Raw genomic sequence first — 14,828 nt, 5'->3', positions numbered from 1 at the left:
GACCCATGAGCCTCCCGCTGTCGCCGACCGAGCGCACCACCGTCCGCCGCGGCCACGCCCGCGCGGCCGACGACCGGGAGGTGCTGCACGCGCTGCTCGACGACGCGCTCGTGGCACACCTGGGCGTGGTCGTCGGAGGGGACGGGGACGGGGACGGGGCGCCGTACCCCGTCGTGCTGCCGGTGGCCTTCGCCGTCGACCTCGCCGGGCCCGACGACGGGGGCACGCTCTACGTCCACGGCTCGGTGGCCGCGCGGTGGCTCGGCCGCTCCGGCGGCGCGACGGTGTGCGTCACGCTGACCGAGCTCGACGGCCTGGTCGCGGCGCGGTCCGCGTTCCACCACTCGATGAACTACCGCTCCGCGGTCGTGATCGGCGCGGCCCGGGTGGTCGTCGACGCCGGGGAGAAGCAGCACGCCCTCGACCTGACCGTCGACCACATGGTGCCCGGGAGGGCGGCCACGCTGAGGCCCAGCACGCGCAAGGAGCTGGCCGCCACCGCCGTCCTGGCGGTGCCGCTGGCCGAGGCGTCGGTCAAGGTCCGGGCCGAGGGCCCCGTCGACGACGCCGAGGACGTCGCCGCCGGCACCTGGGGCGGCGTGGTCCCGCTGCGCCGGGTGGCAGGCGCCCCCGAGCACGGTGCCGACTCCCACGACCGGGTGCCCGAGGACGTACGACGGCGGGCGGTCGCCCTGGGTGCCCCGGCCGACCACTAGGCTCCGCCCCATGACCCAGCGCACCCTGGTCCTGCTCAAGCCCGACACCGTCCGCCGCGGGCTCGTGGGCGAGGTGCTGGGCCGGTTCGAGGCCAAGGGCCTGACCCTGGTGGCCCTCGAGCTGCGCACCATCGACGGCGCGCAGGCCGACCGCCACTACGCCGAGCACGTCGAGCGCGACTTCTACCCGCCGCTGCGCGACTTCGTCACCAGCGGCCCGCTGGTGGCGCTCGTGCTCGAGGGCGACGAGGCGGTCGAGGTGGTCCGCGCGATCAACGGCGCCACCGACGGCCGCAAGGCCGCCCCGGGCACCGTCCGCGGCGACCACTCGCTGTCGAACCGCGAGAACCTCGTGCACGGCTCGGACTCGCCGGAGTCCGCCGAGCGCGAGATCGCGATCTGGTTCCCGGGGCTCTAGCACCTCCCGCCGCGCGCGTCGCGGCGAGCCTGCGCCGATCGGCGGCCGGGCGAACCTAGGGTCGCACCTGGGTGCGTCGGGACCGTGCGCGCGGCGCGCTCACTTCCCCGGTCGCGCGGACCCCGCTGCGAGGCAATCCCGGATGGCTTCTTCACTCATCGGTCGCGACATGGCGGTCGATCTCGGCACGGCCAACACCCTCGTCTACGTGCGCCGCAAGGGCGTCGTGCTCGACGAGCCCAGCGTGGTCGCCATGAACGACACGACCGGCGAGGTGCTCGCGGTCGGCCACGAGGCCAAGCGGATGATCGGGCGCACGCCCGACAACATCACCGCGATCCGGCCCCTCAAGGACGGCGTGATCGCCGACTTCGAGGCCACCGAGCAGATGCTCCGGTTCTTCATCCACCAGGTACACCGCCGCCGCTACTTCGCCAAGCCGCGGATGGTCATCTGCGTGCCCAGCGGGATCACCGCGGTCGAGCAGCGCGCGGTGAAGGAGGCCGGCTACCAGGCCGGCGCCCGCCGCGTCTACATCGTCGAGGAGCCGATGGCCGCGGCCATCGGCGCCGGGCTGCCCGTGCACCGCGCCACCGGCAACATGGTCGTCGACGTCGGTGGCGGGACCACCGAGGTCGCGGTGATCAGCCTCGGCGGCATCGTCACCTCGCTGTCGATCCGCACCGCCGGCGACGACCTCGACCAGGCCATCGTGGCCTGGATGAAGAAGGAGTACTCCCTGATGCTGGGGGAGCGCACCGCCGAGGAGGTCAAGATGACCCTCGGCTCCGCCTTCCCGATGTCCAGCGAGCCCGAGGCCGAGATCCGTGGGCGCGACATGGTCACCGGGCTGCCCCGGACCGTGACCGTCTCCAGCGCCGAGATCCGTCAGGCCCTGGAGGAGCCGCTGCACGACATCGTCGACGCGGTGCGCGCGACCCTCGACCAGACCCCGCCCGAGCTGGCCGGCGACATCATGGACCGCGGCATCGTGCTCACCGGCGGCGGCGCCCTGCTGCGCGGCCTCGACGAACGGCTGCGCCACGAGACGGGGATGCCGGTGCACGTCGCGGAGAACCCGCTCACCTCGGTCGCCCTCGGCGCGGGCCGCTGCGTCGAGGAGTTCGAGGCGCTGGCCCAGGTGCTCGTGTCGGACTCGAGGCGGCGCTGATGGCCCGCACCTCCCCCCTCGCGCGTCGTGGCCCCGGCCGCACCCGCGGGCTCGGTCACGGGCTCGGGCGCAGCAGGGGCGACCGGCGCTGGGGCGAGCAGCCGCTCGGCTCCGGCCAGCGCCCGCCGACCTCCCTGGTGGTGGCCCTCGTGATGGCCTGCGCCAGCCTGATGGTGCTCGACACCCAGGCCGGCGACTCCTCGCCGGTCGAGCCGGTGCGCCGCGCGGTCGGCGAGGTGGTCGGCCCCGCCGAGTCCGCCGTGGCCGCCGCGGTGCGCCCGGTCTCCGTGGTGCCGCAGTGGTTCCGCTCGCAGGCGTCGCTGCGCGCCGACGTCGGCGCCCTGGAGTCCGAGAACGCCGCGCTGCGCTCCGAGGTCCGCACGGCCGGCTACGACCGCAACCGTCTCGCCGAGCTGGAGGCCCTGACGTCGTCGGCCCGCGACCTCGGGCACGCCCTGGTGCCGGCCCGCGTGGTCGGCTTCGGCCCGTCGCAGTCCTTCACCGGCACCGTGACCATCGATGCCGGCTCCTCCTCCGGGATCGGCCCCGACATGACGGTGGTCAACGACGACGGCCTCGTCGGCCGGGTGCTCCGGGTCACCAGCACCACCGCCACCGTGCTGCTCGTCGTGGACTCCGGCTCGACCGTCGGCGCCCGCGTCGGGGAGAGCATGGAGATGGGCTTCCTGCGCGGTCGTGGCGAGGCCGGCGAGGGCGGCGACCTCGACCTCGAGCTGGTCGACGCCGCCGAGACCCCCGCCAAGGACGACACGGTCGTCACCTGGGGCAGCCGCAACGACGCGCCGTACGCCGCCGGCATCCCGATCGGCCGCGTGACCGCGGTCTACGAGAGCCTGCGCGAGTCCACCAAGCGGGTCGTCGTGGAGCCGTTCGTCGACGTCGGGTCGCTCGACGTCGTCGGGGTCGTGGTGCCGTCCGGGACCGTGTCGGACCGCGGCCTTGTCGAGGCCGACGGGAGCCTGCGATGAGCGGCGTCCGCGTGCTCGCCGCCGCCGCCGCGGTGCTGGTCGCCGCCCTGCTGCAGGTCTCCGTGCTGTCCCAGGTCTCCTGGCACGGTGTCGTGCCCAACCTGGTCCTGCTCGTCGTCGTGGCCGCCGGCCTGGTGCGGGGCGCCTCGTTCGCGATGGTCCTCGGCCTGGCCGCCGGCCTCCTGCTCGACCTGGCGCCGCCGGCCGACCACGTGGCCGGGCAGTGGGCCCTCGCGCTGGTCCTGGTCGGGCTCGTCGCCGGCCAGGTCAACCGTGAGGCGCGCAGCAGCGCCGTCGCGGTGGTCGCCACGGTCGCCGTCTGCTCCCTGCTGGGCACGACCGTCTTCGCCCTGACCGGCGCCCTGCTCGGGGACCCGATCAGCTCGGTGGGTTCCGTGCTCGGGGTCGTCGGCCTCGCGCTGCTGCTCGACGTGCTGCTGACGCCGCTGGTCCTCCCGCCGCTGATGGCGATGTTCCGGCGGCTCGAGCCGGTGCGGGCGCTCGCGTGGCAGCGGTGAGCCCGGCCCACCGGAGCCGGTTGCGGCTCGTGGTGGTCCAGGCCCTGGTCTTCTCGTTGTTCGCCACCCTCTTCGTGCGCCTGTACTACCTCCAGGTCGTCTCCGGCGACGAGTACACCGCCCGCGCCGCGGCCCAGTCGGTGCGCGAGATCGTCGTGCAGCCCGAGCGGGGCCTGATCGTCGACGACCAGGGCCGGCCGCTGGTGGCCAACCGCACCTCCTGGACGGTCGCGGTCGACCGGACCGTGCTCGACAAGCTCCCCGGCAAGCAGGACGACCTGCTGATCGACCGGCTCTCGACCGAGCTCGACGCCGACACCGGCCGCCTCGAGGACGCCCTGGTGACCTGCGGGGAGCCCGGCAGCGTGGCCGACCGGTGCTGGAACGGCTCGCCGTACCAGCCGGTGCCGGTCGCCGAGGACGTCGACCGCGAGGTCGCGCTGCGGCTGCTGGAGCAGAACGAGGACTTCCCGGCCGTGGTCGTGGACCAGCAGAGCGTGCGGTCCTACCCCCAGCCGTACGGCGTCAACGCCGCCCACCTGCTGGGCTACCTCAGCCCGGTGACCGCCGACGAGCTCGACTCCGCCAAGGCCTCCGGCGACCGGTCGGTCAACGGCGCCTCGGTGGTCGGCCGGGCCGGCGTCGAGCAGCAGTACGACCGGTGGCTGCGCGGCATGCCCGGCTACCGCAGCGTGGCCGTGGACTCCATGGGCCGGGTGCTGGGCGACGACGAGTCGCTGGCCTCCCAGCCCGGCGACACCCTGGTCACCTCCCTGGACGCCAAGGTGCAGGGCGTGGTCGAGCGTCAGCTGAACGAGGCCATCACGACCGCCCGGTCGACGTTCGACGAGGTCACCGGACGCAACTACGTCGCCGACTCCGGCGCCGCGGTGGTGCTCGAGGCCGACACCGGCCGCGTCGTGGCGATGGCCAGCCAGCCCACCTACGACCCGGGCACCTGGGTCGGCGGCATCGGCGACGACGAGCTGGCCCGGCTGTACTCCGAGGACGCCGGCACCCCGCTGCTCGGGCGCGCCACGCAGGGCCAGTTCGCCCCGGGCTCGACCTGGAAGCCGTTCATGACCGCCGGCGCGCTCACGCACGGCTACAGCGAGGACACCCGGCTGGACTGCTCGTCGGGCTTCGCGGTGGGCAACCGGGTGTTCAAGAACTACGAGTCCGGTGCCTACGGCTCGATCGGCTTCGACAAGGCCCTCGAGGTCTCCTGCAACACGTTCTTCTACCGGATCGGCTACGACTACTGGGCCCGGCTCGGGTCCGACGTCGACGACGTCGACGCCCCGGACCCCCTGGTGGAGGAGGCCAAGGAGTTCGGCTTCGGCTCCGAGACCGGCATCGACCTGCCCGGCGAGGCCTCGGGCCGGATCGCGGACCGGACGTGGAAGCGCGCCTACTACGAGCAGATGAAGGACTACTACTGCGGGATCGCCGACGCGCCCCAGGACGCCGAGACCAGCGACTTCGTCTACACCTTCGCCGGGGAGTTCTGCGTCGAGGGCTACGCCTACCGCGCCGGTGACGCCGTCAACTTCGCGATCGGCCAGGGCGACACGATCGTCACCCCGCTGCAGCTGGCCCGGGCGTACGGCGCGCTGGCCAACGGCGGCACGCTCTACGAGCCGCGGGTGGCCAAGGCCGTGGTGGCCGAGGACGGCACGGTGCTGCGCCGCTTCGCCCCCGAGGCGGTCGGCACGGTCGACGTCCCCCAGGACACGCTGGACTACATCGACGACGCGCTGAAGAAGGTCACCAGCGTCGGGACGATGGCCTGGCGGATGGGTGGCTTCCCGCTCGCCGAGGTCCCGATCCGGTCCAAGACCGGCTCCGCGGAGGTCTACGGCAAGCAGTCGACCTCGTGGGTCGCCTCCTACTCCGAGGACTACGTCGTGGTGATGATGGTCAGCCAGGGCGGCACCGGCTCCGGCACCTCGGGGCCCTACATCCGCAAGATCTGGGAGTCGCTCTACGGCGTCGAGGGCAGCGCGGTGAAGCCCGCCGAGGCCGCCATCCCGGGCACCACCCCGCCCCAGCAGCTGCCCACCTTCGCCCGCGACGGGTCCATCCTGCCGCCGGCCCGCGAGGAGACCCGATGAGCTCCGTGCCCCCCGCCCGCGGCCTGCGGGTCCCTGGGATCGACTGGCTGCTGCTCGGCAGCGTCCTGGCCCTGTCGGTGCTGGGCTGCCTGCTGGTCTGGTCGGCCACCAGCGGGTCGGACGCCACGGCGGGCGACGGCTACGTCATCCGCCAGGTGGTCAACGTCGGCGTGGGCCTGGTCCTGCTCACCGTCGTGCTCGTCGTCGACCACCGGTGGGTGCGCATCCTGGCGCCGCTGGTCTACGTCGCCTCGGCCATCGGCCTGGTGCTCGTGCTGGTGATGGGCACGACGATCAACGGCTCGCGCTCCTGGCTGATGCTCGGCGGGCTGTCGGTCCAGCCCTCGGAGTTCGCCAAGCTGGCGGTGGTGATCGGGATGGCGCTCGTCGTCGCCGAGCGCACCGAGGGCCGGTGGCGGGCGCGGGTCGGGCTCAAGGACGTCGCGCTGATGCTGGCCGTGGCCGGCGTCCCGGCCGTGCTGATCCTGGCCCAGCCCGACCTCGGCACGATGCTGGTGCTGACCGCGACCGTCTTCGGCGTGCTCGCGGTCTCCGGCGCCCCGCGGCGCTGGCTGGCCCTGCTGGCCGGCGGCGGCGTGACCGCGGCGGCCGCGGCGGTGGCGTTCGGGCTGCTGGCCGACTACCAGGTCGACCGGTTCCTGGCCTTCACCGACCCCGACCTCGACCCCCAGGGCGCCGGCTACAACGTCGAGCAGGCCCGGATCGCGGTCGGCAACGGCGGCCTCCTCGGCCAGGGCCTCTTCGACGGCTCGCAGACCCGGGCCGGCTTCGTGCCCGAGCAGCACACCGACTTCGTCTTCACCGTCGCCGGTGAGGAGCTCGGCCTGCTCGGTGCCGGCCTGGTGATCCTGCTGCTGGCCGTCGTGCTGTGGCGGGCCCTGGTCATCGCCGCCAACGCCGACGACCTCTTCGGCCGGATCGCCGCGGCGGGCATCGCCTGCTGGTTCGGCTTCCAGGCCTTCCAGAACATCGGCATGTGCCTGGGCATCATGCCGGTCACCGGGGTCCCGCTGCCGTTCGTCTCCTACGGCGGCAGCTCGATGTTCGCCGGGATGCTCGCCGTGGGCCTCCTGCAGAACATCCACCTGCGCTCGGCCTCGGGCCGCCAGGCCCGCATGCGCCCGCCCTCGCGGGTCCTCGTCCGCGCCTGACGCGATGACGCTCCCGGACAGCCCAGATGACGGTTGCGGCGCGTCGAGGTGGCGCTCGCGGACACCAGACCGTCAGGCACGGCCCCGGGTGAGGTCGATCAGCCGGTCCAGGACGCGGGGGTCGCGCAGCCCGTTGTGCAGGTACTCGTTGGTCAGCCAGGTCCGCCCGCGTGGCAGCAGCGCCGCGGTCTCCTCCGAGAAGCCGCGCACCACGAACGGGTCGTCGGCGTAGACCGCGGCCGCGACGGGGACGTCGGCCGTACGCAGGGCGTCGGCGTCGTAGAGCCGCGGCCAGGGGTGGTCGGCGAGCAGGTCGGCGACCTCCCGCCAGGGCGCCAGCGCGGCGTCGTCGGTGAAGTGCCAGGGGAAGAGGTGCTCGCCCGAGAGCACCAGGGAGTCCGGTGCGGTGGCCTCCGCGGGTGCCGTGCGGTGAGCGGCCCACGACGTCGGGTGACCGTCGGCGTAGCTCGACTCGTGGACCAGGGCGTAGAGCGGGTTGCGGGCCTGGAACGGGAACGCCGCGGCCAGGTCGTGGCGGAAGGCGGGGGAGCGGTGGTCCCGCTCGAGCAGGTGGTGGACCTTCTCGGCGCCGCCGTCCATCCCCAGCGCGTTGCCGACGGTGCGCATCAGCCGGCGGCTGACCGGGTGCCCGGCCGGTGTCAGCACCTCCCCGGCGTCGCAGCGGTCGAGCAGCCGGGCGAGCCGGTCCCGGTCGCCCGGGAACTGCCGGTGGTAGCGCGCGTCGAGCGCGAGCTGGACCTCCCACGTCGCGGCGTACACGTCCTCGGGACGTCGCCCGACCGGGCTCAGCCCGCCGGTCACGAACGCCTCGGTCAGGCTGCCCGCTGCGGTGGAGAGGTAGTGCAGGACGCAGAAGCCGCCGAACGACTGCCCCAGCACGCTCCAACGCTCCGCACCGAGGTGCTCGCGCAGGCACTCGGCGTCGCGCACGATGCTGTCGGCCCGCAGGTGCGTCAGGCGGGCGGCGTCGGCGGCGGGGTCCGGGCCGGGACCGCCGTACGGCGTCGACAGGCCGGTGCCGCGCTGGTCGAGCATGACCACCCGGTAGTCGGCCAGCGCCCGCGGGAGCCAGCCGGGCGTCGCCGGGTCGTGCACCGGGCGCGGCGCCTCCTGTCCGGGTCCGCCCTGGAGGAACAGCAGGTACGGCCGGTCGCCGCCGTCCGGGGCGGCGACGACCCGGGCGAAGACCTCGAGGGTCTCGCCGGGGCCGTCACCGGGGTGGTCGTGGTCGAGGGGGACGGTGATCCGGTGCTCGTGGATGACGAGGCCGCGCTGGTCCATGGGGTCCAGGCAACCATGCCGGCCGGCCCGGTCAGGGGAACTCGGGGACGTAGCTGGGCTGACCGGAGCGTGTCGCGTCGACCTGGTCGCCGGTGTCGTTGACGACGTGGCGGATGGTGCCCGCGTCGAGGTTGACCGTCAGCAGGTGGTGCATCCGCACGCCGCGGGTCACCGGCACCTCGAAGCCGCGGGCGGAGACGATGTCGGGGTTGTTGCGGTTGAAGACGTAGGACCCGCCTCCCCACAGCTCGTGACGACGCACGTCGTCGGCCACCTTGTACCCGGCCCAGCCCAGGGTGCCGTCGGGCCGTTGCCAGTCCGCCTGCGTCGGCGGGTCGTACGGCAGCTCGTTCTGGTAGAGCACGACCCGGCCGTGCTCGCCCCGCCAGACGGTGTTGAACCGCTGGTAGTGCTCCACGAACAACCCGGTCGCGGTGACGTGGTCGCCGGTGACGACGACCCCGGTGCGTCCGATGTTGGTGTTCCACCGGTCGGTGTCGCCGCGCACGCCCGCGGTGAAGTCCTCCACCCCGTGGTCGGCGCGCCACACCCACGTGTGGTCCACCAGCACGTGGTCGGCGTCGACGCGCATCGACACGTCGGCCTTGCCGACGTGGGGCCCGCCGACCCGGAAGTAGACGTCGCTGAGCGTCAGCGGGTCCTTCGCCGAGGAACGCCGCGGGCCGTCGTGACGGCGCCGGTCCTCCCCGCCGCGCGGGCGCCCGACGGCGAGCAGGGTGGGCGACAGCTCCTCGCCGGCGTCGATGGTCACCCCGGCCACGACGGTGCCGGCCCGGTCGCGCACCCGCATCGGCACCGCGCCGTCGACGGCGGTCAGCGTGGCGTGACCCATCCCGAGCACCACGGTGCCCGGACGTCTCACCTCGATCGGCCGCGCGACGTCGTAGAGGCCGGGCGTCAGCAGCAGGTGGCGGCCCCGGGCGAGCTCGCGGTTGATCCGGCGCACGGGCTCACCGGGCCGGGCGACGTGGAACCGCGAGAGCGGGATCGTACGGCCCGGGGCGGCGGCGCCGGTCCAGCTCGGACCCCGGGTGTCGCGGGCGGCGTCCGGCACGCGCACGGCGTACCCGCCCCGCGGCGTGGCGACGAGGTAGGGCTTCTCGCGGCTGACCGGGGTCTCGTCGAGGGTGGTGTAGGGCGGGTCCGGGAAGGTCGTGTCGTCGGGAGCGCCGACGACGCCGGAGAAGACCTGGTTCCAGACGCCGTTGGACCAGGAGCCGATCTCCGCGTTGCGGGTGAGGTACTGCTGCTGGGAGCCGTTGACGACCTCGCCGGCGCGGGAGTCGGCCAGGAACCCGCCGCTGGCGAACTGGGGCCCGGCCGTGCAGTAGTCCATCAGCGACAGGGTCCCGCCGACCACGTCGACGCGGCGCAGCGAGGCCGCCTGCGAGGCGGCCCAGAAGTTCGCCGTCTGCCGGCAGCCGTCCTGGCCGGTGCCGTTGACGTCGATCGTGAGGTTGGACAGGGTGCGCCAGAAGTTGTCCAGCGCGATGCAGCTGGTGCCGCCCTCGCCGTCGGGTCGGCACCGGTTGTAGACCTCGACCTTGCCGTTGATCACGACGTCCGACGGGGACGCGCCCAGGCCCGCGACCTCGGTGTAGTAGCCGACCTGGATCTGGAGCGGCTCCTCGTCGGTGCCGTAGGTGCCGGGCAGGAACAGCATGCTCCAGCGCCCCGTGCCCATCTCGTCGTCGACCTGCTGCGCGGCGATGCGGTCGGCGGCGGCCTGGATCTCGGCGGTGGGCATGCTCGGGTCGAAGACCAGCACCTGGGGGCCCAGGTCCGCGCGCCCGGCGGGGGTCCCGGCCGGCGCGGCGACCGGCGCGGTCGCTGGGGCGGCTCCGGCCGCCGGGCCGGTGCCCACCAGGCCGGCCAGCACGGTGGCCACCGCGGCGAGGGCGGCCACGGCCGGGACGGCGCGACGGCGCGGGCGGTGCGTGGGCGGGCGGGTCATGCGGACCTCCGAGAGAGACGGCGGCAGGGGTGCGCCGGGGGAGCCCCACGGTAGTCGCGCGTGACCGGCGTCACCCACGAGGCCTTGGTCCTGGCCACGGGCTCCCACGCTGCCGGGGTTCGTCCGGTGCGCCGCCCCGCCGTACCCTGTCCCGCATGACTGCGTCGCTCTTCCCCCGACTCGAGCCCCGCCTGTCGTCGGTCTCCAAGCCGATCCAGTACGTCGGCGGCGAGCTGAACTCGACGGTGAAGGACTGGGACTGCGCCCCTGAGGGCGAGGAGACCGTGCGCTGGTCGCTGATGTACCCCGACGCCTACGAGGTCGGCCTGCCCAACCAGGGGGTGCAGATCCTCTACGAGGTGCTCAACGAGCGCGACTGGATCCTCGCCGAGCGCACCTATGCGGTGTGGCCGGACATGGAGGCCGTCATGCGCGAGGAGCAGATCCCGCAGTTCACCGTCGACGGCCACCGTGCGGTGCGCGACTTCGACGTGCTCGGGATCAGCTTCGCCACCGAGCTCGGCTACACCAACATGCTCAACGCCCTCGACCTGGCCGGGATCGCCCTGCACGCGGTCGACCGCGGCGAGGACGAGCCGATCGTGCTCGGCGGCGGGCACGCCGCCTTCAACCCCGAGCCGGTCGCCGACTTCATCGACGCCGCCGTCCTCGGCGACGGGGAGCAGGCGGTGCTGCTGATCTCCGACGTGATCCGCGAGTGGAAGGGCGAGGGCCGCCCGGGCGGTCGCGAGGAGCTGCTGCGTCGCCTGGCCATGCTCGGCAGCGTCTACGTGCCGCGGTTCTACGACGTCACCTACGGCGAGGACGGCGCGATCGAGGCGGTCGTGCCGAACCGGCCCGGCATCCCCTACCGCGTCACCAAGCACACGCTGATGGACCTGGACGCCTGGCCGTACCCGGCCAAGCCGCTGGTCCCGCTGGCCGAGACCGTCCACGAGCGCTTCTCGGTCGAGATCTTCCGCGGCTGCACGCGCGGCTGCCGCTTCTGCCAGGCCGGGATGATCACCCGCCCGGTGCGAGAGCGCTCCATCAGCACCATCGGCGCGATGGTCGAGAACGGCATCCGCGCCTCCGGCTTCGAGGAGGTCGGCCTGCTCTCCCTGAGCTCGGCGGACCACACCGAGATCGGCGAGATGGCCACCGACCTCGCCGACCGCTACGAGGGCACGAACGTCTCGCTGTCGCTGCCGAGCACCCGGGTCGACGCCTTCAACATCACCCTGGCCAACGAGTTCTCCCGCAACGGCCGCCGCTCGGGGCTGACCTTCGCCCCCGAGGGCGGCTCGGAGCGGATGCGCAAGGTGATCAACAAGATGGTCTCCGTCGACGACCTGATCGACACCGTCGCGACGGCGTACTCCCACGGCTGGCGCCAGGTGAAGCTGTACTTCATGTGCGGGCTGCCCACCGAGACCGACGAGGACGTCCTCGAGATCGCCGAGCTGGCCAAGCGCGTCATCGCCACCGGTCGCGAGGTCTCGGGGCGCAACGACATCCGCTGCACCGTCTCGATCGGTGGGTTCGTGCCCAAGCCGCACACGCCCTTCCAGTGGGCCCAGCAGCTCGACCACGAGACAACCGACGAGCGGCTGCGCAAGCTGCGCGAGGACGTCCGCGCGGACAAGAAGTACGCCCGGGCGATCGGGTTCCGCTACCACGACGGCCGCCCCGGCATCGTCGAGGGACTGCTCTCGCGCGGCGACCGCCGCGTGGGTGCGGTGATCGAGGAGTCCTGGCGCGCCGGCGGTCGCTTCGACGGCTGGAGCGAGCACTTCAGCTACGACCGGTGGGTCGCCGCCGCCGAGGTCGGCCTGGCCGGCACCGGGGTCGATCTCGACTGGTACACGGTCCGCGGCCGCGAGCAGGACGAGGTCCTGCCCTGGGACCACCTGGACTCCGGCCTGGACAAGGACTGGCTCTGGTCGGACTGGGAGGACGCCCTCGCCGCCGGCGACGACCCCGACGGCCCCGCCGGCGAGGTCGAGGACTGCCGCTGGACGCCCTGCTACGACTGCGGGGTGTGCCCGGAGATGGGCACCGACATCCAGATCGGGCCGACCGGGCAGCGGCTGCTGCCGCTCGCGGTGGTCTGACCGGTCCGTGCGCACCGTCACCGACCGCGAGCGCCGGCACCGGCTCGCCCGACGCCACGCGGTCGCCCCGGACCACCGGGTCGGCTCGGTCGAGGAGGCGGTGCGCTCCGTGGTGGTGCTGCACGCCACGGAGCCGGCCACGGTGCACCTGTCGGTCGCCGCGCGCGCCGACGTCGGTCGCGAGGACGTGGAGCGGGTCCTCCACGAGGACCGGGCGGTGGTCAAGCAGCTGGCCATGCGGCGCACCCTCTTCGGCTTCCCCCGCGACCTGCTGCCCGCCGCGTGGGGGAGCGCCTCGGCCCGGGTCGCCGCGGCCGAGGGGGCGCGCCTGGCCAAGGAGGTCGTCACGCTCGGCGTGGCCGTCGACGGCGAGGCGTGGCTCCGCGACGCGCGGGGGCGGGTGCTCGACCACCTCCGCGCCCACCCCGACGGCCTGACCGCCGCGGAGGTGCGCCCGGTCCTGCCCGGCGACGACGGCCTGCACTCGCGGGTCCTGACCCACCTCGGTCTCACCGCCGACGTCGTCCGCGGCACCAACACCGGTCACTGGCGGGTCTCCCGGCCGCGGTGGACGGCCATGGAGCACTGGTTGGGCGAGGTCCCGGCGCCCGCGACCGTCGAGGACGGCTGGGCCGAGCTGGTGCGGCGCTGGCTCGCCCGCTTCGGGCCGGGGACCACCACCGACCTGGTCTGGTGGCTCGGGGGCACGAAGGGGCTGGTCGGACGGCCGCTCGACGACCTCGGTGCCGTCGAGGTCGCCCTCGAGGACGGTCGCCCGGCCTGGGTCCTGCCCGGCGACGAGGAGCCCGCGCCGGAGGTCGGCCCGTGGGCGGCGCTGCTGCCGGTGCTCGACCCGACCGTGATGGGCTGGAAGGAGCGCGACTTCCACCTCGGCGACCTCGGCCCCCAGGTCTTCGACCGCAACGGCAACGCCGGCACCACCGCGTGGGTGGACGGCCGGGTGGTCGGGACCTGGGTGCAGGACCCCGACGGCGTCGTCGTCCCCAGCCTGCTGACCGACGTACCGGCCGACGGTCGGCGTGCCCTGGACGCCGAGGCCGAGCGGCTGACCGCCTGGTTGTCGGGGGAGCGGGTCGGGACGGTCTACCCTTCACCGGCGATGAAGGCAGCACGAGACGACCTCGGGACCCGCGCGTGAGCCGCGCCCAGCCCGAGCAGCAGGCACCCCCGGTCCAGCGGCTCCGCGTCCGGTACGCCAAGCGCGGCCGGATGAGGTTCACCAGCCACCGTGACTTCAGCCGCGCCTTCGAGCGCGCGCTCGTGCGGGCCCGGGTGCCGATGGCCTACTCCTCGGGGTTCAACCCGCACCCGCGCATCTCCTACGCCGGCGCGTCCCCGACGGGGTCCGCCAGCGAGGCGGAGTACCTCGAGATCGGGCTCGCGCAGGTGCTGGACCCGGCCGACGTCGCCCGCACCCTGGCCGGCTCGCTGCCGCCCGGCCTGGACGTGGTGGAGGTCGCCGACGTCGCCACCGCGCGGACCGGTGGCCTGACCGAGCTGCTCGAGGCCAGCCTCTGGCGGGTCGAGACCGACCTGCCGGTCGACGCCGCGCGCGCCGGGGTGGCCGACTTCCTCGCCCTGGAGTCGGTGCCGGTCGAGCGGATGACCAAGAAGGGCCTGCGCACCTTCGACTGCCGCGCGGCCGTGCTGCACCTGGAGGTCGGCGACGCCGAGGTCGACGACGCCGGTCGGCCCGGCAGCACGCTGGACCTGCTGCTGCGGCACACCGTGCCGTCGGTGCGGCCCGACGACGTGCTGACCGGGATGCGGTCGGCCGCGGAGCTGCCGGCACCCGACCGGATGCTGCTGACCCGGCTGGCCCAGGGACCGCTGACCCCGGCCGAGGACGGGCTCGAGGACCCCCTCGCCACCGCCCCGACCCCGGGCTGAGCCCGGTCGCGGCCGGGCGCGTGATGCCCGCCCGGCCCGGCCACTGTGCGATACTCCCCACAGGACGGGCCGTAGCGGGAGACCGCGAGGGCCCGGCCCGACGACGTTCTCGCCGGCCCCGCAGGGGGCGGCACGGTGGGTGCAGGTCGTCGCCAGACCGCGACGCGGACCGGGTGATCGGTGAGAGCGACCACCCACGGGCCAGCGACCGCGGCAGGCGGGGACCGGTGCTCAGCGACGCGCAGCGGAGGGTGTCGCCGCCCCGGAAGACTTGACGCCACGGCGCCCGCACCGCGGGGCCGGGCACGACCCGCCCAGGAACGCGTGAGCGCCCGGGCCAGGAGCACCACATGGCTGACGACCAGATCCCCACCACGTCCTCGGACGAAGCGGGTGAGGCCTCCCCGGCCCCGCGGTGAAGAAGACGA

12 protein-coding genes are annotated in these 14,828 nt (G+C 74.1%); 10 read left to right on the top strand and 2 right to left on the bottom strand.

Annotated features, from left to right (window positions below; translation table 11 throughout):
• Positions 1-5 precede the first annotated feature (5 nt).
• From ENKNEFLB_RS16730 to rodA, 7 genes are all read left to right on the top strand, one after another.
• Positions 6-716 (top strand): pyridoxamine 5'-phosphate oxidase family protein, encoded by a 711-nt coding sequence (locus ENKNEFLB_RS16730; RefSeq protein WP_214056422.1) that lies wholly within the window; start codon positions 6-8, stop codon positions 714-716.
• A 10-nt stretch (positions 717-726) separates the two neighbouring features.
• Positions 727-1,134, top strand: coding sequence for a nucleoside-diphosphate kinase (gene ndk / locus ENKNEFLB_RS16725; protein ID WP_214056421.1), 408 nt, complete (start codon positions 727-729; stop codon positions 1,132-1,134).
• Positions 1,135-1,276: 142 nt separating this feature from the next.
• The gene (locus ENKNEFLB_RS16720) at positions 1,277-2,305 is read left to right on the top strand and encodes a rod shape-determining protein (RefSeq protein ID WP_214056420.1); all 1,029 of its coding nucleotides are present in this window, start codon (positions 1,277-1,279) and stop codon (positions 2,303-2,305) included.
• Entirely contained in the window at positions 2,305-3,294 is a 990-nt protein-coding gene (gene mreC, locus ENKNEFLB_RS16715) for a rod shape-determining protein MreC (protein ID WP_214056419.1), read from the top strand. Before ENKNEFLB_RS16720 ends, mreC begins: the two co-directional genes overlap by 1 nt.
• Positions 3,291-3,812, top strand: coding sequence for a rod shape-determining protein MreD (gene mreD, locus ENKNEFLB_RS16710; protein ID WP_214056418.1), 522 nt, complete (start codon positions 3,291-3,293; stop codon positions 3,810-3,812). The genes mreC and mreD overlap by 4 nt, the downstream gene beginning before the upstream one ends.
• A complete protein-coding gene (gene mrdA / locus ENKNEFLB_RS16705; RefSeq protein ID WP_214056417.1) occupies positions 3,809-5,926 on the top strand; it encodes a penicillin-binding protein 2 in 2,118 nt (705 codons plus the stop codon). Before mreD ends, mrdA begins: the two co-directional genes overlap by 4 nt.
• Positions 5,923-7,098 (top strand): rod shape-determining protein RodA, encoded by a 1,176-nt coding sequence (gene rodA / locus ENKNEFLB_RS16700; protein ID WP_214056416.1) that lies wholly within the window; start codon positions 5,923-5,925, stop codon positions 7,096-7,098. The genes mrdA and rodA overlap by 4 nt, the downstream gene beginning before the upstream one ends.
• Positions 7,099-7,170: 72 nt before the next feature.
• On the opposite strand, the gene ENKNEFLB_RS16695 is transcribed toward rodA, so the two are convergent.
• Entirely contained in the window at positions 7,171-8,400 is a 1,230-nt protein-coding gene (locus ENKNEFLB_RS16695) for an alpha/beta fold hydrolase (protein ID WP_214056415.1), read from the bottom strand.
• Between the two features lie 31 nt (positions 8,401-8,431).
• Positions 8,432-10,375: a hypothetical protein gene (locus ENKNEFLB_RS16690; protein ID WP_214056414.1), complete on the bottom strand. Its 1,944-nt coding sequence runs from the start codon at positions 10,373-10,375 to the stop codon at positions 8,432-8,434.
• Between the two features lie 155 nt (positions 10,376-10,530).
• Here ENKNEFLB_RS16690 and ENKNEFLB_RS16685 point away from each other — a divergent pair, with 155 nt between their 5' ends.
• Genes ENKNEFLB_RS16685 through ENKNEFLB_RS16675 form a run of 3 tightly spaced genes read left to right on the top strand, consistent with a single transcriptional unit; the run spans position 10,531 to position 14,400 of the window.
• Positions 10,531-12,489 (top strand): TIGR03960 family B12-binding radical SAM protein, encoded by a 1,959-nt coding sequence (locus tag ENKNEFLB_RS16685; protein WP_214056413.1) that lies wholly within the window; start codon positions 10,531-10,533, stop codon positions 12,487-12,489.
• A gap of 7 nt (positions 12,490-12,496) precedes the next feature.
• Positions 12,497-13,648 (top strand): winged helix DNA-binding domain-containing protein, encoded by a 1,152-nt coding sequence (locus tag ENKNEFLB_RS16680; protein ID WP_214056412.1) that lies wholly within the window; start codon positions 12,497-12,499, stop codon positions 13,646-13,648.
• Complete coding sequence (locus tag ENKNEFLB_RS16675; RefSeq protein WP_246535620.1) at positions 13,645-14,400, top strand: TIGR03936 family radical SAM-associated protein; 756 nt, start codon at positions 13,645-13,647, stop codon at positions 14,398-14,400. The genes ENKNEFLB_RS16680 and ENKNEFLB_RS16675 overlap by 4 nt, the downstream gene beginning before the upstream one ends.
• The last annotated feature ends 428 nt before the right edge of the window (positions 14,401-14,828 follow it).

Source organism: Nocardioides aquaticus, from assembly GCF_018459925.1.
Lineage (GTDB): Bacteria > Actinomycetota > Actinomycetes > Propionibacteriales > Nocardioidaceae > Nocardioides > Nocardioides aquaticus.
This window is presented reverse-complemented; position numbering and strand designations above follow the sequence as displayed.